The organism is Paenibacillus qinlingensis (assembly GCF_013204845.1).
Lineage (GTDB): Bacteria > Bacillota > Bacilli > Paenibacillales > NBRC-103111 > Paenibacillus_E > Paenibacillus_E qinlingensis.
This window is the reverse complement of the sequence record NZ_JABMKY010000006.1, coordinates 32,367-53,545: the sequence shown is the minus strand read 5'-3', so window position 1 is coordinate 53,545 and position 21,179 is coordinate 32,367. Positions and strand designations below refer to the sequence as shown.

Annotated in this window: 13 protein-coding genes, 2 pseudogenes and 1 riboswitch; of the genes and pseudogenes, 5 read left to right on the top strand and 10 right to left on the bottom strand. The window is 40.6% G+C overall.

Annotation, left to right across the window (positions count from 1 at the left end; genetic code table 11):
• Window positions 1-509: 509 nt before the first annotated feature.
• The 4 genes from HQN88_RS13710 to HQN88_RS13695 form a co-directional block, all read right to left on the bottom strand.
• A complete protein-coding gene (locus HQN88_RS13710) occupies window positions 510-1,619 on the bottom strand; it encodes a methyl-accepting chemotaxis protein (protein ID WP_173112543.1) in 1,110 nt (369 codons plus the stop codon).
• 30 nt (window positions 1,620-1,649) lie between these two features.
• Entirely contained in the window at window positions 1,650-2,135 is a 486-nt protein-coding gene (locus tag HQN88_RS13705; RefSeq protein ID WP_173112540.1) for a hypothetical protein, read from the bottom strand.
• Between the two features lie 873 nt (window positions 2,136-3,008).
• Window positions 3,009-3,941 carry a polysaccharide deacetylase family protein gene (locus HQN88_RS13700; RefSeq protein ID WP_173112537.1) on the bottom strand — a complete coding sequence of 311 codons (933 nt, stop codon included), beginning with the start codon at window positions 3,939-3,941 and terminating at the stop codon, window positions 3,009-3,011.
• Window positions 3,942-5,370: 1,429 nt separating this feature from the next.
• Entirely contained in the window at window positions 5,371-6,117 is a 747-nt protein-coding gene (locus tag HQN88_RS13695; RefSeq protein ID WP_173112534.1) for a hypothetical protein, read from the bottom strand.
• A gap of 1,117 nt (window positions 6,118-7,234) precedes the next feature.
• Here HQN88_RS13695 and HQN88_RS13690 point away from each other — a divergent pair.
• The 3 genes from HQN88_RS13690 (at window position 7,235) to HQN88_RS13680 (ending at window position 13,433) form a co-directional block, all read left to right on the top strand.
• Window positions 7,235-7,489 (top strand): hypothetical protein, encoded by a 255-nt coding sequence (locus tag HQN88_RS13690; protein WP_173112531.1) that lies wholly within the window; start codon window positions 7,235-7,237, stop codon window positions 7,487-7,489.
• 822 nt (window positions 7,490-8,311) lie between these two features.
• Window positions 8,312-8,396, top strand: a riboswitch (cyclic di-GMP riboswitch).
• Between the two features lie 153 nt (window positions 8,397-8,549).
• Complete coding sequence (locus HQN88_RS13685; RefSeq protein WP_173112528.1) at window positions 8,550-10,292, top strand: methyl-accepting chemotaxis protein; 1,743 nt, start codon at window positions 8,550-8,552, stop codon at window positions 10,290-10,292.
• 84 nt (window positions 10,293-10,376) lie between these two features.
• Window positions 10,377-13,433: an amino acid adenylation domain-containing protein gene (locus HQN88_RS13680; protein WP_274319396.1), complete on the top strand. Its 3,057-nt coding sequence runs from the start codon at window positions 10,377-10,379 to the stop codon at window positions 13,431-13,433.
• A 202-nt stretch (window positions 13,434-13,635) separates the two neighbouring features.
• Here the strand turns inward: HQN88_RS13680 and HQN88_RS13675 are convergent.
• From HQN88_RS13675 to HQN88_RS13650, 6 genes and pseudogenes are all read right to left on the bottom strand, one after another.
• A pseudogene (locus tag HQN88_RS13675) lies at window positions 13,636-13,843 on the bottom strand (ATP-binding cassette domain-containing protein); the annotation flags it as partial.
• A gap of 60 nt (window positions 13,844-13,903) precedes the next feature.
• Window positions 13,904-14,236: pseudogene (locus HQN88_RS13670) on the bottom strand (sigma factor); the annotation flags it as partial.
• Window positions 14,237-14,447: 211 nt separating this feature from the next.
• Window positions 14,448-14,693, bottom strand: coding sequence for a TniB family NTP-binding protein (locus HQN88_RS38630; RefSeq protein WP_420794173.1), 246 nt, complete (start codon window positions 14,691-14,693; stop codon window positions 14,448-14,450).
• Between the two features lie 47 nt (window positions 14,694-14,740).
• Window positions 14,741-14,962, bottom strand: a complete 222-nt coding sequence (locus HQN88_RS13660) for a MerR family transcriptional regulator (protein ID WP_173112522.1) — start codon at window positions 14,960-14,962, stop codon at window positions 14,741-14,743.
• Window positions 14,963-15,432: 470 nt separating this feature from the next.
• On the bottom strand, window positions 15,433-15,897 hold the full coding sequence (locus HQN88_RS13655; protein WP_173112519.1) for a hypothetical protein: 465 nt from the start codon (window positions 15,895-15,897) through the stop codon (window positions 15,433-15,435).
• Between the two features lie 341 nt (window positions 15,898-16,238).
• On the bottom strand, window positions 16,239-18,872 hold the full coding sequence (locus tag HQN88_RS13650; RefSeq protein ID WP_173112516.1) for an adenosylcobalamin-dependent ribonucleoside-diphosphate reductase: 2,634 nt from the start codon (window positions 18,870-18,872) through the stop codon (window positions 16,239-16,241).
• A gap of 279 nt (window positions 18,873-19,151) precedes the next feature.
• Between HQN88_RS13650 and dat the strand changes: the two genes are divergently transcribed.
• Window positions 19,152-19,982 carry a D-amino-acid transaminase gene (gene dat, locus HQN88_RS13645; RefSeq protein WP_173112513.1) on the top strand — a complete coding sequence of 277 codons (831 nt, stop codon included), beginning with the start codon at window positions 19,152-19,154 and terminating at the stop codon, window positions 19,980-19,982.
• A 93-nt stretch (window positions 19,983-20,075) separates the two neighbouring features.
• Window positions 20,076-21,110, top strand: coding sequence for an ABC transporter substrate-binding protein (locus HQN88_RS13640; RefSeq protein ID WP_173112510.1), 1,035 nt, complete (start codon window positions 20,076-20,078; stop codon window positions 21,108-21,110).
• Window positions 21,111-21,179: the final 69 nt, after the last annotated feature.

Genomic DNA, 21,179 nt, shown 5'->3' with positions numbered 1-21,179 from the left:
CTATCAATTCCCAAGCTTTTACTACATTATATATCTGCAAAACATTCACCTACAATTCAAATATACATCTAAATATATAGCTATAATTCATACTTATTTTTTTACACTAGGATAAAAACAAACATTATTGATAGATTTAAATAAGCCGAATCTTTACCTTGCATCACATTATCAGCTAAATGAACAGTTTTTCATCAAATTCCGAGAAACTTACCCAAAAACACGAATACATATTCTATCTCAAACAAATCCAAACCCAGAGAATTGATAGTGCCACCACCTTATTAAAGCGTTTTCAAGTAAATTCAAACATCATACATATGAGTATTCAGAAACGACGAAATTTTTGCACTTTCAATTTAACGTATGATCAAGGTCGCGAGCTTGTTAGGGGATCTAAAAAACGAGGATTTCGTAGATTTTTGCTATGAGGTCGAGCTAAAGTTAGGCATTGTAAACACGTGCTGTCCCCCAAGTAGATTATCTATTTATGGGACGGCCCCTTTATCCTATTTCAAAAATTTTGACAGCTTTTCGCGTAAATCTTGATTTAATTGGTTCAAATACTCTCCTAGAGCGGCAATCTCTTCAATTGAACCAAGCTGCTCTTCTGTTGAGTTTAAAACGGTTCCAACATTATGAGCTGTTGTTTGGGAGACATGATTCATCTCTGCGACAGATGCGGCGATTTCTTCTGAACTTGCAGATAGCTCCTCCGCGACTGCAGAAACATCGTGGATTTGTTCGGTGACATGTCTGGCGCTGAAAAGAATTTTTTCGAAGGCGTCGCTCGTTTCAGTTACCTTTTGCACACCTGTGCTTACTTCTTTACGAACATCCATCATGGCTCTTATAGACTGCTCATTTTTATTTCGAATGTCTTCAAGAATATGATTGATTTGTTTAGCAGCCTTCGATGACTGTTCTGCGAGCTTCTTGACTTCTCCAGCAACTACAGCAAATCCTCTACCATGTTCGCCAGCTCGTGCAGCCTCAATAGCAGCATTCAGGGAAAGCAAGTTTGTTTGCGATGCAATCCCAGAAATAAACTCAATAATTTCACGTATCTTGTTCGAACTCTCGCCCAAAGATTGAATGAGCTTATCGGATTCATTTACTGATTCAGTAATGAAATCCATTTGAATCATCACGCTTTGCAAAGAGATGTTGCCTTTTTCCGCTTCTTCAGCAGATTGCAAGGACGCTTCATAAACAATAGCAGAAGCTTCGGCTATTCTGGAAATTCCTTGAGCCATTTCTTCCATAGAACGTGTACTTTCCTCACTAAATGTAGCAATTTGCATACTTCCTTGAGAAATTTGCTCGGTGCTGACTTTTATAGCTGACATACCTCGTGTACTCTCGGTAGTTGTTGCCGAGAGCTCGTCAGAGTAAGAAGCGATTTGATCTGTTGAATCAACTAGTTCCATAATCGCTAAGCGATGTGCACGATCTAAATGTTCAGAGGCATCAGCTGTTGTTTCAGTTTGTGAGGACAGAATAGCATCGTTTTTGGGAGACACATTGTTCAAATCATCGATATGCCGTTTTCCTATTAAGAATAGGCAACTTCTCTTAAGAGCTTTTAGAAAATTTAAGGCTTTTATTTTTTCGTTCACTTCTATTCAGTCCCCTGTCTTAGTTTTAAGCTACAGTTTAACAACAAACTCACCGCCGCCATTCATATTGACTTCCTCGATGATAGCCAACGATTGGAATTTACGAGCGAAACCACGCAAAATGCCCAAATTAACCATAGCAGGGTAAGGAACATTACAAATAAACCGAAGGGTTTGTGGATCTTCTTGAATACATTTGTATTCACCATAGTTTCCGTTACGATGATTCATTTTGTAAGCTATATCCAACAGGACAACCGCTTTCTCGAAACTATCAATTTCCGGAGGAAAAACCGAGTTTTTAGGAATATATTTACCAATTTCAAGCAGTAAGTTGCTCCCCACAGAAGCAGAAAGATCTGTAATTACAGTAATCACATCGTCAAGTGAGTACCATGCTTGTACATCCAATTCAGCTATTCCTTTTTCTGCAAGAAGTGTCCTAACCCTTTTCTGAAATACACCACAACCCTCAATAACACTTTTAACAGCCGATCCGTGAACTTCAACAGACATATTCAATTCCTCCTCACAATAAATTAAGAACTTGCCAGACACAGTATGCACTAACAAGTTATTTGTTGTATGTTAGATACTGTTTGAGTAAATGTATTAAATCATCCACGACTTCAGTCGACAACAGCTATCCTCAATATAACAGCGCTTCTGAAATTACAATTGAATTATAAAGCACGATGACTTGCTCGCAATTCGGCAGAAACCACAGTTTAAACGCTCCACTACCGCTATAACTTCATGCTGGAACCTAATGGGATGTCCTTTGTTATCATCTTGCAATTATGGATAAGAAACGATATCCCCCTAAAATCGAAACGACACATCTTTATTACTTAATTGGGAAGTAACCCCAAAATTGATCACCAACTAAAAATAAAGTGTTTCTTGTGACATATTTAATCAAAGTTGTAGTTTTTTAGAAATGTCCTTCTGGTCAAACGGTATACATCAATCATATGCTACACGCTACACAGAGTCGACGGACTATGAGTATCATTTTCATTAATTACTCATATTAGCATCATAGCGATGATAGATCATCAAGATTACACTAGAAAATAGAGAGACTCTAGGACTATAACTTTCAGATATGGACCTGACACACTCAATAATTCCACGTTAAATAACCGCCAAATATAAAGTAAAGAATGCGCTAGACGTGGCGGTTATGATGTTCTAATTTACGACTCAATACTTAAAGTATAATATTTCACTGTAAATGTTCAGACAGAATTTGATTCAAAATATATAGAGATTACTTCTAGGTATGAACCAATAACCACCATCAAGCTTACATACCAGCCATAACGTTAAAAGTATTTTCATATATATTTTCTGGTGTAAAGCCTCCTATTCTAAATCCATTGCTGATCATGGTGTCCCCTTCACTCCGAAATTCATCTCAGGGACCGTCATGAGCTGAAAGTCATTCTTTTGCAGAAACGTAATAATTTTTGGAAGTGCTTCAATTGTATTGTCTAGTTTGCCTTGTTTCCCCCCAAAGCTATGTAAGAGAATGATACTGCCTGCTTTGGCATTCATTTGGATATTTTGCAGGATATTAGAGGACGAAGTTCCCGCCCAGTCCTTGGGATCAACATCCCAGCTTACTAAGGGGCGTCCGGTCAATTCGACCTCTCTTTTAATCGCAGATGTCACGGCACCATAAGGAGCTCTGACCATGCTGGGCGGAACACCGAGAATTTGCTTGACGTAATCGTCAGTTCGTTTAATTTCCTCATTAACCCGATGGATAGAGAGTTTGCTTAAGTCTGCGTGATCCCACGTATGGTTCCCTATCGCATGACCCTCTGCATAGATGCGGCGAAGCACGTCAGGGTATTTTCTAACCTGATCACCGACAACAAAAAAAGTCGCTTTTATACCGCTCTTTTTTAGAATATCTAAAACTTGAGGCGTATACTTATGATCGGGTCCGTCGTCGAAGGATAAGGCAATTTTTTTGCGGCCTACCGTGCTCTTTGTCTGACTAGTGCTTGATTGGGAACCTAGACCAAGTTTCGCTGCTGCCGAAGAAAGCTGCTCAGTGTGTTCGGCAGACTCTACTTTCGGAGAGGGCAATGGATTCCTTTCCTGATGCTTGCCTTGTTCTTGACTTGCGGGTTTGGTCTCTTGCTGGATTTGAGGCGTGCCCGCCTCGGGCATTATCGTTTTGGCCATGAGCGGGATTGGAAGCACTTGGCCGGTCACTGTATAATTAAGAAATGTCATACCAACCACACCTGAGAAAACAATACCAAGCAGTAAATATTGCTTTCTTTCCATTGCAAATCGAACAATCATTGTAAGGACCTTCCTTCGTCAGTTTAGCTGAAAAGATTTTGTATATATTTGACGAAAGATGTCATTAAAAAGTTGTTGTCACTGTTAAGATTTTCGACAGTTCTTTATTTCATTCCAAGCTTCCCCGCTTCTGAAAATGAACGAGTGATCACCACGATGAATCGTCTTCATTGTCTTCTCTCCTCCCTACTTAGTTATAAGCGTTTTAGAATATTCTATCGGGCTACTTTTAACTAAATCTCCTGCAAGTATAGTAACGGAGTTTTTCCAACTAAATAAGAAAGTGGAAACATATTATGTTGCTGTAAAGTGTTTGATATCGTTTTGCCCAATAATTGTATTAAAGTGGTGATTTAAGGTGAAAAAGCCAAATTACAACAATTTCACAAAGTAAACTTTACGTTCCGTACAGATCTCCTCAGGTAAGAATGCTATCTTCCTCTCCATCTAACTGCTCCATTTACTCTCGTATGCCTTCGGTAGTAAGAACCATGCTGGGCGCACAGTTAAGAAGACCCGTGATGGGTTTTAAATGAGTGAGAGATTGATAGGAATTTGTGTCATCAGATAAAGCACAAAACCACCAACATTACACCCCAGAGACACAACGATGCAGAGAAATAATAGTACATAACGGCTATTGGTGGTCTGCTTACCCAGCATATCATGCTTCTGGTAGCCTAGATGCGCATCCATTCCTCCTTATGTCGACTGCCGGCCTGCTTCACGTAATCACCACCTTCACCTTATTAGACGATCCGAGTGGGAAATCCGCTGCAAACTCTAATTTTCATATTCACTGAATTACTTGACGCAGCTTCAAGAAATTTTTAATAGTTGTAGGCAATAACAGAACTCATATTTTCTGTATCAACTGTACATTCCATCACATTAAGCTGATCTTCAGTAAAAACGTTCCTGCTGAAAAGAATTCATTCTCATCACTTGATTCTGAAAATAAAAGCGAGTAAACCTGAAGGTCTACTCGCTTTTATCATCTATATGGTCTTAGTTTTTCGGTTCATTAAACCTATGTTTCACTATTATTTCATTTGTCAATATTTCTATTTGCTTAGTCATAACTGACGCCATTTTGCTATTCTCTACTTCTGCTTCTTTTTCAAGTGCTGTCCATTGCGCGTCAGTTAGTAAAACAATAATACTCACTTATATTTTTGTTTCTTGGGACCATCCTTTCTACCAGATCCTCATCGAGCTCCTCCCCAATTTTTAGACTTGCCACTTTGAAAAAGGCATGGGACAAGTGCTAACCCACACATGCCTTTTCATAAAATAGGTGTTTTCTACTAGATTTCTAGCTAAGCGCACATCCATTTATAAATGATTGACGTAGGATGTAATCACTAATGACATGCTTCTTTCGGTCTCAATACCAACAATTAAGATTTCTGAACTTTAAAATACAGAATTAGCGTTTAAGATCTACATCAAATGTTCTTTGGTCGGTTACTGCGGAATTCCCATACATTGTTGAAAGAAGAGTCTGTAAGTACGATCCTCTATTTAAGAGATCAGATGTGGATGGCGACTTTCCACTCGCAGCCTTACTGTTTGCTGTACCTTGAAGACTTGAAAGCACATTGGGTTGCATATAGAGCGACCCATCTTGTAAGATGTTCAGTATCGAGTCGACTTTATCCCTGTCCTCCTTGCTCGGGGTCTTTTTCCCCGTAAGGAAAGAATAAAGATTGTTTACAGTAGAATCAGCATCTTTTGCACGGGTATCTGTTTTTGTTTCAACTGTTAACTTATCTTTAAGGTCCGTTTTCTGAGTTTTGGAATCTTCTGTGACGGAAGCAGAGGTAGGTGTATAGTTCGACTGAGCAACAATACCAGTATTTGAACTGCTTGGACTAAAGACTGGCATGGAGGTTGTGCTCTTACCCTTAAATGGGATTGATAAACTCTCGGAGGATAACTTTGTATCGGTAGGTGGGATCTGAATATGCCTTGCTTCACTCTTTACCTCTGTGAAGGCGTTACTTGCATCCAATTGGGCTTGTAGTACATTGCTAAATTGAATAGCAGATTCCGAAATTTGCTGGTCAATTAATGAAATAACATTATTAAAATTTTCGACCGAATCACCATATCTTCTTTGCGCTAACTTAAATAGGTTGTCTCCGTTGACTATAAAAGCTGTTATGATAATCACCTTCCCGAATCTCTATTTGTTAGGTTATAGCTCAACTAAATTCAATCTAGGGCCCTATATTGTGGAACGAAAAAGACCATATTTAATACCTTATATCGGTTGATGTTCATAAAACTATAAATGGTTCTTTGTTTTTGATTGATTTAGGAAACTCTTTGCTTCTTGAAGAAGTATACAAGTAAAAAGATAGTAAATTGCAAACAACCTCAACTCACAACATTAATAACTTCTTTCCCTGGGAAATTACTACTTGAAATTGTCTTAAGAACACCGTTACCATGTAAAATGATCCTCGTAGTGGATCGTATATTCGCCATTATGGAGAGACTGCAGCATGATACGTAGAAAATTAGGGGGCGACGCTGCAACGTCATACTTGTACTATTCATCACGGCCAAAGCTAATGATTTGTCCAACGCTCCCACTCCAATCAGGATCTAGATCACTCCCAAATGATTAACACTACCATTATGGGCAATAGGTAACCAACGCAGGTTGATATACTGCTCCTTTATCGAACCGAAGGGAACTGTATAATGGTCGAATTCATCCTGATACTTCTCCTCGATCTCTTTCCAGGTCTTCTATTGCCGTAACAATTCCTCTAAAGGCATGAATTCTATCCCTAAGATCAATCCGAGGCTCTTCGTAAGCTTGCCATTATGCAGGAGATAAAGAGAACGGAGATCGTCGAGAAGAAGAAAGCCCAGCTATTCTTCGACTCGGCGAGTTAGTGCTTCATCGGCCGGGCATTCCATTTTATGTATCTTAGTATGGATTCCAGACTGTGCATATGATCGGACACAATGGTTTGCAGCATTTTAATGACCACTCCTTGGAGGAGAGTTGATGACATATTAGATTAACAAGAACTTACTCAAATACACATGTATAACCTCAAAAGGTGTCTAATCGGTGAATAAATTGATGAAAATTAAGTTCTGAATTGCTTTAAAATAGATCTCGTTAACTATGCGTGCCGTTAAAATAGTTCATGTGGACTATAAGTATCGTAGAAATTTTCATCCTAAAGCATTAATATAAATATAATAAAATAGTAAAGAAGTGATGAAGTCCACAACAGAGGCATTAATGTGTGGTGAGAAGGTGGCCGAGAATGAATAAGCGAGCAACGCAACAGTTTATCGACAAATATACTAAATTGGCTGTAGTGAATCACCTAATGGGACTGTTAACAGCTGATAAGACCGAAGGGCAGCTATTTGTATTAGGGCAGCTTGCCCTTGTATCAATCCATGATAGACAGCGTTATTACCGAATATATGAAATACAAACGGCAGTATGTGCTGGCGATCTAGCCCAGGTGCGGCTTTTAATATCAAATAACTGGAAAAGTACGTTGGAAAAATGAAGAGGATTTTGGAATGGGTAATAAGAAGAAACTTAACAAACCCTAGTTCATGTGGGTAATGATGCTTTTAGTCAGAAAAACCGAAAATAAAAGGTCTTGAGAATAAAAGCCCGATGAATCTTATAGCCCTAGCACCCAGCATATTCAAAGTCTACATTCTCTTACCAGTTGTAAAATACGCAGGCGAAAAAAGAACTATTAAAACGCGGACAGTTTATGGCGCATAAAGATTGATGACAAAAGTAATTATATTGAATTGATAGAGATAACGATACTACAAAAGGAACAAAGAACAATTAAATCCGACATTCTGGAAAAGATTATCTCTATCTTTAAACAGGTTTTTAAAGATAGAACGGATATCCCTAAAGTATTTTTATCATAGGCGCTACGTAAACAGGATACTAAAGGTAATGAGTCTATTAACAGCGTTGTTACTGTATCTTTGTCAAATAGTAACTACGCCATCTATAAAATTCGGTTTGCCAGGAACCAGTCTGTTGTGGTTCTCCCCGCTTTTGAATAACCAACGTAAATGTTTTACTTATGTGATGAATAGTCTGAATTTCGATTGATCTTTTCTGTTCAGACATCACTGCGGCCCTTATAAAGCCTGTAACCTCAGCGGACGACGCTGGCGAGTGCCCCTTCTACATTTGAAGTGACTGATTCAATTTACCTATGAAACAAGACATATCACAATACTTAAGTACGACCTGAAAGTCGCATATTTCATATTATGTTAACAATACATATATGTAAATTATATTTACATATATGTATTGTTAATTTATAATAGTCATAATTTGTAAATAAGCAAGCAACTGTAAAAGGCAAACTTATCGAAAGGTAAGGGCGCAAAGTTATGGGCCTAAAGCTTCGAAGCTATGGCTGCCAAACCGCCAGTTTGTGATAGTAAGCCTATCCCGAACAATTTTGGGTAGGCTTTTTTTATGCCTCTATCCCTACTGCATATTCAAAAAATGTCGAAGAATGGGGGATACTCACAGATTATAGCGTTTCACGTCAACTCAAATAGCATCTAAGGAGTGTAGTTACATTGAAGACCAAGAACTATTTCGGCAAAAATCTTTTATTCTCGATGTTGAATTTGCTAGTCATCGGGGTAGTGCTTATTTCTATCAGCGCTTATTTTCAGAACCAAATTTTAACAGATACATTGAGACAGCAGACCCATAATATGACATCCGTATGGGCACAAGGTATAACCTATAAAGACGTCCAAGGTGCACTAAATGATAAAAGCTATGAAGCAAGTGAGCAACAACGATTAACCAAGCAATTTGATAGTTACACTGCCTTCAATGCCAATGTAGCGCAAGCTTACATATTTGGGGTTGAGTTAGCGGATGGGAATAAAACATCGTTGATTTCGTTTCCAAGTCACGTTGTTACAGCTTTTAAAGAGGCAGGTCTGAACATTGGAGATATGTATGAGCAACCGAAAGGGATCGTCAAGGGTTTGAAAACCATGTTGAAAACTAAAACCGAGACCTTCACTTCTTACTATAAAGATGATTACGGCACATGGGTCAGCGTTCTTTACCCCATTATTGACGATAGTGGCAATGTTGCAGCTTACTTTGGCGTGGATGTAGACGCTAAAGTGATTCCCGATGCTCAAAAATCGTTCCTCCTGAGTTCGATCATTCTACTCTTAATCGCCTTGGTGATTTGCAACGGGGCGCAATATTGGGTGGCAAGAAGAACGCTTATGCCGATCAACCAATTAATGCGCGGAATCGAACAAGCCTCTAAAGGAAAATTCAATTTCACATTGGAGGAAAACGGCGGTTTCGGCGAATTAAATCAAAAATTCAATATGATGCTTTCTAGTATTCGCGAAATATTATCAAGTATTAAACAAACAGCTTCAAGTGTATCCGAAGCTTCCAACGAACTGTTCAGCATCACTGAAGACAATCGTCACAGCATTGAGCTGATCACAACAGAAATCAGAGACATGAATACGCATGTCGACCAGCAAAAAAATTCTACAGAAGAATGCGGACGATCAGTTGAAGAAATTGCAGCTTCTTTGCAAGTTATTGCTCAAAACGCGACCGAAGTTGCCAATGCTTCTCATGCTATGAAAAATCTATCCGAAGAAGGCAATATGGCCGCTCAAACGATATCGGATCAAATGGGACGCATCAATACGAACTCGATTTCCACCGCAGGCACAATCAAGCTCCTTGAATCGAAATCAGAAGAGATTGGTAGTATTCTCAACCTCATTAAGGACTTAACTGCTCAGACCAATCTACTTGCTTTAAACGCAAGTATTGAAGCTGCTCGAGCTGGCGAACATGGCAGAGGGTTCGCAGTTGTAGCTGCTGAGGTTCGTAAGCTTGCCGATCAATCGAAAAATTCGACAAGCCAGATTGAAACGCTTGTTGCCGACATTCAATCAGAGACTCACAATACAGCTACATTCGTGACGCAAGGTACAAATGAAACCAAAAAAGGATTGGAAATTGCCAAAAGCACAGGAGAATCCTTTACAAATATTTTGGATGCATCGCAGGTCGTATCGAATCAAGTTATAGATATTTCATCCGCTACACAAGAAATGTCTGCAAGTACAGAGCAAGTGACTGCCATGATGGGTGAACTGGGAGGAATATCCAGAAAAACGGCGCACAGTACTAACAAAATCATGGAATCGGTTCTGACTCAGGAATCATCCTTACAAAGCATTTCAACTTTCGCCAGTAAGCTCTCAACGGTTGCTGAGGAATTGAGGGATATGGTAGGCAAGTTTGATATAGAGATGAAATAAACGGTTAGGAATTCCGGATTACAAGGCGGTTGTCGCCCTGTAATCCGTTCTAATAAGATATCTCATGTATAGAGGAGAGAGACCATGCTGAATCTCGTCAAAAAAAAACCGTCCATCTACAGTGAAATCAACCATACGGACGAAGCCTATCCAGAAACGGAAACGATATCTTCCATCTTTCGGCGCGTAGCAACGATGTATGCAAATAAAGCAGCAATCTCTCATGGTGACATTGAAATTCTTTACGCCGATTTGTTCACAAAAAGCTCTCAAGTTGCTAACGCATTGACCAATGAGGGCTGCCGTAAAGGCGATTTTGTTGGTATTTATATGGAACGCAGCCCCGAAACCGTTATTTCCATTCTTGGGGTATTGCGTATGGGCGGTATTTATGTCCCTATTGACCCGGAGCATCCTATTGAACGCAATCGGTATATTGTACAAAACGCTAGTTGCAAACAATTGATCATCAAGAAGAGCCACTTTGAAACCGCTTCAGAGTTATGTCTTGCCTTAGGTGTCGATACCCCGATTTCAATAGAAACCTGTTTTTCGAACGGCGAAACCAGCTTCGAGGATGCGAACATCACACCGGACGATTTGGCTTATGTGATTTACACATCCGGCTCCACCGGCAATCCCAAAGGTACGCTGATTGCTCACAGAGGTGTTGTGAATCTTTCGAATACGTTTACCAACAAATTGGAGATTTCAAGCGCAGACGTGCTCACTCAGTTTTCTACATTTAGTTTTGACGCCTCCATTTTAGATACGTTCAACTGCTTGCTCAACGGTGCAACGCTTGCTATTTTAACTAAGGAAGAGCAATTGATGCCCGATCTTTTTTCGTCACTTCTTGAAAGAAAAAAAATTACTATCATTGGTTGTATTCCCACATCTGTTTTTAATCGGCTATCTGAAACAACAATTTCTAACCCCAAATCTATGTGGCAGACTGTAAGAAACATTACTGTAGGCGGGGAAGCACTGCTCTCCGACCATGTACGTAAGTTCCAAGACAAGTTTGGCATGGATACCGTCATTTTCAACGCTTATGGACCAACAGAGTGCACGGTAGTTACAACGACCTTCCAGATAACTGACTATTGGAACAGTAAATCGATAACGGTCCCTATCGGATCCCCTATCGGCAATTACAAGATTTATGTAGTTAAAGCTGATGGGACGCTTGCGGAAGTCGGCGAAGAAGGAGAGCTTTTCATTGAAACCTTTGCCCTCGCCAAAGGATATTTGAATCTCCCTGACAAAACGAACGAAGTTTTCATTCCTAACCCGTTCAGCAGCGCTCCTAACTCCAAGGTTTATAAATCGGGTGATATCGTCAAAGTGCTATCAGATGGCAATCTCGAATTTCAATACCGTAAAGACGGGCAATTAAAACTACGTGGCTTCCGTATTGAAATTGGCGAAATTGAGAACTCTTTGTCCAAGCACCCTTCCGTTCTCGATGCAGCCGTAGTCGCTGTCCAAGAGAACAATACGGTAAAGCATCTTTCTTGTTTTTACTCTACCAAGTCGCTTATATCCAGCACTGAGCTGCGTGAGCATTTAAAATCATACGTCCCCTATTATATGATTCCTAGCTTTTTTTATTGCCTACAGGAAATACCACTATCGCCAACAGGCAAAGTAGACAGGAAAAAGCTACTCACCATGGATAACATCAATCTTGCAGAGACGAATACACCATATGAAGAGCCCACTAGTGAATTAGAGCATGACATTGCATCGGTTTGGGCTAAAACTCTAGGACTTGCGCAAGTCGGTCGCAACGAAAGTTTCTTCGAGATTGGTGGAGACTCTCTAGGTGTTATGGCGGTTTTATCAAGTTTAAAATATGATTACCTCAACTTGCGGATGAATGATTTGTATGAACATCCAACCGTGAAAGATTTGGCTGCATATATGTCTACTTTATCCAGTAATACTGACGAAGTTGAAGAACCGACTTTCGCTGAGTACAGGACACTGAGGGAGCTGCCAATACTTCCAAAAGTGCATATTAAGGGACAAGATGGTTTAGGTTTGGACATTTTTCTAACCGGGGCAACTGGATATTTGGGTTCACATTTGATATATGAGCTGTTGACAACCACTGATGCCAACCTCCACCTGCTGGTTCGCCCCAAATTGGGTCATAACGGGATTGCACGGGTATGGGAAACCTTGGACTCCTATTGGGGGCAAACTTTTTTTGCCAAGTATACCAATAGAATTTTCGTACTCGAGGGTGATTTGGCGAATGCTGACTTAGGCTTGGGCGCCGAGGACCGTAAGTTTGTTTCTACTAAAATCACTTCAATTATTCATGCTGGTGCGGATGTTAGACATTTTGGCAGTATAGATGATTTTCATGCAACCAATGTGATAGGCACTCAAAACCTGCTGAAATTGGTATACGATAGGCCGACTGTCCCCTTCCACTTCATTTCTACAATAGGAATACCGGAAGATATGGCATCATCCGGAAATTGGGAATCGGTATCGCAAAATTCTCAGGATTTTTATAACGTAGAATTGGAAAATGTATATACAAACAGTAAGCTTTTAGCAGAAAAATCTGTCGTTGAAGCCATTATGGCAGGACTGCCATGTTCGATATATCGAGCAGGCAATTTGTCATGCCACAGTGTGACCGGCCGCTTTCAAAAAAATATACATGAAAACTATTTCTATCGGATGATCAAGGCATTCTTGCTTCTAGGTAAAGCGCCCATCGTAGACGCATATATGGATATCTCCCCCATAGACTTTGCAAGCAGCTTTATGGTTTCCTTAATGAAGCAGCGGACATTCGGTGAAATCTACCACATTTGCAATCCGGTTCAAGTACATTATGATGCATTTATTGAAGCGCTGAGAGAACTAGGATATGCTATTGACTTATTACCGCAGAAAGAGTTTGAAAGATGGGTCATCAAAGTAGGCAACAACATCAGTACGGAAGCCGTTCAATTAGCCATTCCACTATTGGAAGGCGACGGAGTTAGATCTTCACCGTACCTTTATAGCTGCGAGAACTCCATTCAGAATGCTAGTTCCTTAACTCCCTTGCCAAGCTTTAGAGCATTAGTAGCCGTATTGGTCGAACATGCAGTCGATCGTGGATATTTCCCCTAACCGTAGAACCTAACATCAGAAGGCCTCTAGTGCTTGAAATAAGTAAAACAATATTTATCATGAAATTAAAACATTGTTAAAGACCTCCTACCGAATATCTGATAGAGAAGTTAAACGTTATTAGGGGCATAAAAATTTTCAATTTGGCCTGCCCCTTTAACCAAGCACTCTCTTACAACTGCCCATCCCGAAAATGTACCACCTATTTCGCCTTCTCCGTAACCTGCTGATCATTGGTAATCACAATAATCGTCAGTCTTTGCTCATTCAACCTTCTGATAATATCCATTATTTCCGCGCCCGTCTTCGAATCCAGTGCTCCCGTTGGCTCATCCGCCAAAATAATCGGCGGTCGCAGCCAACGTCCGTGCATTTGCCACACGTTGCTGCTACCCACCTGACAGCTCCGACGCCAGCGATCCAGTAAATCAACCGCTTCCAGCGCTTGTAGCACCAGTGGTTCTCGCTGCTTCCTCGAAAATTTCCAAATTTCGATAAATTTTTGACTTCTCGATGCTCATCTGCACAGCATCTACCACATTGTCCGCCTAGCTGCCGAGGATGTTGATGAGTGTAATCTCGTTCCCTTCTTTATCCGTTCCGATGGGATCATCATGCAGTGATACTTCTTTGCGTGATTTCTACGAGGAACGCAGATGCATCAGAATCTCATTCTCAATACAACGCGCTGCAAAAGTCGACAGATTCGTGCCCTTATTCAGTGAGAAATTTTCAATCACTTTGATCAGTCCTATTGTGACAATTGAGATCAAATCTTCCAAATCTTTGGCAGTCTCTTCGAAGTTGACTTATTCTAATGTATAAATGGAGTAGCCGAAAGTAGACTCTTCCCTTCCAGCATCCATTTCTCAATAAATTCCAAATTCAACTAACCTCATCGTCCTGTTTCTTCTTCTCTTCTGCAATAGCTACTTTGAAATTAAAAGTAGCATTATTAAATGGATTTACAGTGTGTGGTCTAGCAGAGAGATGGATTCCTTCAAAAGTATCCAATTAAATATTAACTTTGAATATTTTCTCAGCATCGGGAACACCAGATAAGATAATTGGATTTTTTATCGTATTTGCTAATCCCTTTATCCAATCAGCAACTTTTTGAAGTACACATTTTGTATCGCTATCAAGGAGATGATTAAATTCATCTAAAATGAGTAGTTCAACGCCCTTGCTTTCAATGTAGTCAACTATTCTAACTCTCTTTGTTTTCTCCGTCCCTTTATCGAAGAACAGATCCCCCAAAATTTTCGAAGCAATATCTTTTTGCCTTGCGCTTGAAGGAAGTTCAACTAAAAGCTTTCATCATTTTCATCAAGAATTCTCGATTTTCCACTGAATTTATATAGTAAATCATTTACACTGTTTTCTTCAATTACCCATTTATTGTTGCCATTGATATCTGGACCTCTAACAATACTTACTAAATTAGATTTTATCAAAGCCGTCACTTTATCTTCACCAATACCTAGTATCTCACAGACTTCATCACGTACAAGACATTGATTTTGCACTCTTTTTTCTTGGATAAGTTCTGGTTATTATATTTTTCAGGAAATAAAAATCTTCTTAATGTGACGCTCTGATTATCAACTAATTTCATTTTCAGCTTTCCATTCGTCATTCTTTGAGGCTCATTAATTAATTTATCAATAAAAAACGGTATTCTGGTGATAGAAATTTATCTATCACCGCCGAGTGAAAATTCCCAAAAAGTTGATGTATGCCATTATAGCTCTTATTTTTAGAAGATTTAGATATAAGAGCTAATTCATCCAAGAATTCATGAAAACCACTTGGAAAATTACTGAAGATTTGGTATGTTCTAAGAACAATTTCATTCCGTTGATTCCTTAGATTTGATTTATTTATCTGATTGAACTCTAACAAATAGAGAGGATTGTTTCTTGCAACTTTAAACGGACTTTAAACAAATAATTTTTGATGAATTAATCTACTGAACTCAATCTCCTGTTCGGCACTCTTAATTTGGGGGACTGTTTTGATAATTAAAACCACATTTACAAACATTGAATTTATTTGAATATGGAGAAATGTCTTTGTTACAACTTGGACACACTTCAATATGTCTAATACAGTGATTAGGACAAGTTGCAAGTAAATTAATGTGCCACATTTTCCTTATCCAACCTTCTTCTATACAAAGCTGACAAACTTTAGTTTTATAAGTTCCGATACCATAATGAATTATTGTATTTCGAACAATTGGATCGCACATTTGTAAGTCAGGTATAAATGTTAACGATAATAGTGTCTCAACTTCCAAACTTAATAGATCTGACAATAGTGAAAGATCCGCTTCTTGGTAATGAATTTCAGTTGGCTTTTTGTATGATTTCAGTTTAACTATATCGTAAATCCACATTACTTCGCCTAGTTTTTTATTTTCACTAACCCAATGAAATGATGCCTTTAAGACTTTCATCATATTCGAGTATTGCTTTTCTATTTAATATTTTTTTCAATTGTTATCTACTTCCTTTTATTTTTAAAAATACTAAAAGCATTAACTACGTCTGATGATAATAAGAATCGGCTTACTTTGTGCTTATTTATACATCTAATAGTTCTGATAACTTTTTGTTTAAACATTGTGAAGAACAAAAGCCTCCTCATTAATTAAATGATCTACACTGTATATTTATGCATTTCATTGTATGACGCATTGTTTGAAACAAAAACTACAACAATTTTCGAAACATATTTACAGTTAATTATGAAATAAAAAAAATATTATAAAAAATCCAGGGCCCCGCCCTGGATTTTTCATCAATTACATCTGCTATACCCGCAGTTGACACAATTCTTACACCCTTCGCTGTTCACCAGCGAAGCGGAACCGCACGACGTGCACAGGTCCATCGCCGCGACATTCGTCGCGCTCGGAGCTATGTGCCCGTTCTGGGCAGCCGCAATCGGCGCTGCCTCAAGCACCTCACTCGTGGCGGTCACGTAGTTCCGCGCGTCGTCAGGCTCGCTCATCACTTCGTCGTGCTGCTCGAGCGCTTTAGCAACCGCATCTGCGATCGACTCGACGCGGTTGTTGCCGAATCCAATGGCGCCAGAGCCGCCAATGCCTTTCAAGTGCTTCACGAGCAGCTTCACTTTGTCACCGTGATCGCCATAACGCAAGAACAAGGAGCATACACGGCCGAGTGCCTCGGACATCGCGAACACGTCAGACCCTGCTTTCCCTACGTTAAGGAAAATCTCGCTTGGCGTTCCGTTCATATCGTTAATCGTGATATACGCCATCCCGAATGGGGTATTCACTTTATAAGTCGCGCCACGTAAAATTTGCGGACGACGCTTGTATTGCTTATCGAAGACCTGCTCCGTCTTCGCATCCACATTAACCGCAAGCTTTCCAGACAGACGCGATAAGCTTTCCTCATCCACAACTGCCTCTGCCGCGACAGCTACTGGAGCTACTTCCGGCTGTGCCTCCACTTTCACTTCTTCTTTCTTATCCGAGCTGGTGCTCAATACCTGAACATCACGACTGCCATCGCGGTAGATTGTCACGCCTTTACAACCCAAATCATATGCCAATTCATAAAGTCGTTTGGTTTCTTCAACAGTAAAATCAGCAGGGCAATTAGCCGTCTTCGAAATCGAGCTATCTACCCACGTCTGAATCGCTGCTTGTGCGCGGATATGATCCTCAGCGGACAAGCTCATCGAGGTGACGAAGTAATCAGGCAGTTCCTGATCTGGATTCGCGTCTTTCCAATTCTGCGCAATCGGCACATACTGCTTATCAAAGCCTAGGCGACTTTGACGATAGTACTCAAATGCGAAGTAAGGCTCAATCCCAGTTGATGTGCCAACCATTGTCCCCGTACTTCCTGTTGGTGCTTGGGTAATGACCGTCACGTTACGCATACCATTCTGATGAATGGCCTCACCAACCTCAGGATATACCTCTGTCATTTTGCGCATAAAGCCGCTTTCCATGAATTTATCTTCGATAAAAGCTTGGAAGGATCCCTTCTCGCCTGCGATCTCAGATGAAGCCAGATACGCTTCTCTCGCCATGAACCCATAAATCTTGTCCAAGAACTTGAGTGATTCCGGGCTGCCGTACCGTATTTTCAAAAGAATCATAAGCTCCGCCAAGCCCATCGTACCTAGACCTACCCTACGTTCATTTTGCTGATTCACCCGATTTTCTTCAAAATGATACGGTGTTTTGTCAATGACATTATCAAGAAAACGCGTTGAATAACGCACGACGGTACCAAGCTCTTCCCAATCAACATCATGCTTCTCAGCATCATAGAACTTCGACAGATTGATCGCTGATAAATTACAAACACCCCAAGCAGGAAGCCCCTGTTCTCCACATGGATTCGTACAAATGATTGGATTAAAGTACCAGCTGTTGGACATCTGATTGTAATATTCCAAGAACACTACACCCGGTTCAGCCGATTTCCAAGCCGACTCAATGATCGAATGCCAAACATCACGCGCGCGAACCGTGCGATAAGGCTTAACAGCCTTGCCTAATTTCTTCCACGCGTCTAAATTACCGTCCCACAACTCATTGTACTCTGGATCTGTCGTATCCGGGAACACCAGTTCCCACTCTAGATCCTCCTTAACAGCTTTCATAAAACCATTACTTACACATACAGATAAGTTCGCGTTCGTAATCTGCCCCATTGTAGATTTAACCGTAATGAAATCCTCCAAATCCGGATGCCAATCGTTTATCATCAGCATTAGCGCACCGCGACGGCTTCCTCCTTGCTCGATTAAGCCTGTCGTATAGCTAAATAATCCGCCCCAAGAGACTGCGCCACTGGAAGAACCATTAACACCTTTCACTACAGAACGTCTCGGACGAAGCGATGACAGATTAATCCCAACACCACCACCGCGTGACATTATTTCCGTCATTTCGGTCAAGGTATTCATAATCCCGCCACGGCTATCCTTCGGCGAAGGAATGACATAGCAATTGAACAAAGTTAATTCATCGCTCGCATCCGCTCCTGCTGCAATACGGCCCCCGGGTACAAGCTTCCAATCGTTTAGAATATATCTGAATTTTTCCGTCCATTCCTGACGTTTCTCCGCTGTCTTCTCAACCGAAGCCATTGCTCCTGCTAAACGATCCCACATTTCTTCCGGTGTTTTTTCCATATTTAACGTAAGTTTCTCTACTGCAGATTCAACGGTTTCTCCACTGCGCGTTCGAACCTTCACGGTATTTCCTTCACGACTAATAATTTCACCAACCTCTTTGGCTGGGAATTTGGGATCATCTTTGGTCAATACGAGGACGGTATCCCCTACCTTCGCATGACTCGTGTCCGCATTCTTAAGTGCATAGCGATCCAGAAATATTTTCTCACTCAATCCCGTTAGCTTCTTACTCTCATACACATTCCCCATGAACATAAGCCTCCCAATAAAGTGCAAATTCAGCTGCAATTAAGATAATCACTACAAGAGTCGATAGCCAATAAATCTCAATATATGGTAGTGCTAAATCATTATACTACACAAGATATGGATGTACCATTGGCAAAAGAACCAAATTCACTCTAGTCACGAATTTACTAGCTTTGACGCGTCTCTCTTCCTTTGTTAACCTATAAGTAGGATACCACATCAGGATATATTTTAGAACATATGTTCCATAAATATTTTCATACAAAGGAGCGCACCCACATGTATTTTTATAAAAACGAATTCATTCATAAAAAAGACATTCAGATTTCACCTGATGATCGCGGTTATTATTTCGGAGATGGGATTTACGAAGTGTTTCGCGTATACAATGGGCAGATTTATGAAGGCGAAGCACATATGCAGCGGCTCGAACGCACAGCAAGCGAGGTACGTCTGCAATTACCTTACAACAATGAAGAAATCATCGACATTATCAACAAGCTTATACATCATAACAACCTCATCGAAGGTACGGTTTATTTGCAAATCACTCGCGGAGAGGCCCCTCGCGCGCATCCTTTCCCGGCACAGGCAGAGCCGATTTTACTGGCCTACTGTTCTGAAGTGAAACGTCCGTTATCTACAATTCAAAATGGTATAAAAGCCATCACTCAACCCGATATTCGCTGGCTACGTTGTGATCTCAAAACCTTGAACTTGCTTCCTAATGTACTTGCAAAACAAGCTGCGCTAGATCATGGCGTACAAGAAGTCATCTTGCATCGAGAAGGAACAGTCACCGAATGCAGCGCATCGAATCTGATGATGGTCAAAGATCATTTGCTCTACACCCATCCTGCGAATCACCTGATTCTGCATGGTATTACGCGTGCAGTGGTACTTAGATTAGCGCATGCTTTACAAGTACAAGTTAAAGAAGAACCCTTTACGACCGAGCAGCTTTTGCAAGCGGATGAAGTTTTCATAACTGGGACGACAGTTGAGATTACATCAATTCTACTAATCGATGGACAAGTCATCGGTACGGGTACACCTGGTCCAATTACCCAGAGACTTCAAGCTGAATTTGAAAGAACCTTTCTCCAATAGAAGTCGCAGACTTCACTACATTCAAGGGCAACCCTAGTCATCTCAAATGACCTCTAAGGTTGCTCTCTTCTTTACCAACATATCTCTCCCCAAATGTACTTCTTCCATTTCCCGCCAAATTTTCACAGAAAAATCACAATTACGGATAAAACAATTGACGGAAACCCTCCGATCTCTGCCTCAACTACGCCGGCAGCTACAGCAGCCGCATCCAAAACGTACAAAATCGCGATTTCGCAAATTGTGGAACATCCATCCTTGGATGCCACACGTCAGGGTTTCCTAGCAGCACTTAAGGATGCAGGCATCGTAGAAGGCACGAACTTGAAAGTTGATTTCAATAACGCCCAAGGTGATCAACCCAATAACTTATCCATCGCTCAAAAAATAGCTTCTGCCGACAACGATCTTGTACTTGGTATTGCAACACCTTCGGCACAGGCAGTTGTACAACAAGTGAAGAAAGCTCCGATTCTTTTCGCAGCTGTTACGGACCCTCTTGCAGCCAAAATCGTAACCAATGTGGATAAGCCAGGCGGCAATGTCTCAGGTGCTTCCGATACGAATCCAATGGCCATCGCCCAATTAATGGATTTCGTAGCAGCTAACATGCCGAAGATTAAGACAGTTGGTCTTGTCCTGAATGAAGGAGAACCCAACGCTGTCATTATGGCCAAAAATGCTGAACAATCTTTGAGTAAGCATGGCATCAAGTTAATTAAAGCACCTGTTACCAACACATCAGAAGTAAAACAAGCTGCACAATCCCTAGTTGGCCGTGTAGACGCATTCTTGATTACGCTTGATAACACAGTCGTTAGTGGTGTGGATGGTATCATTCAAATCGCGAACGACAAGAAAATCCCGTTCTTCTCCAGTGACCGTGATACCGTTGAAAAAGGAGCTTTCGCAACCGTTGGCTTCAAATACTACGATCATGGCTACCAAGTAGGCCAAATGGCTGTCGATATTCTCAAAAATGGGAAGAAACCTGCAGACATGAAAGTTACCGTACCTGACAAAATGGATCTCATCCTAAACCTAAAAGCAGCTAAAGCACAGGGCATCGAAGTAACGGATGCTATGAAAGCCGCAGTAAAAGATAAAGAGAAAAATATTATTCAGTAAGATTGAAAGACACTAAAGGGGTGAACGTCACTTTCGTTCATCTCTTTTTTTTCAAAGTAAGGAGGAATA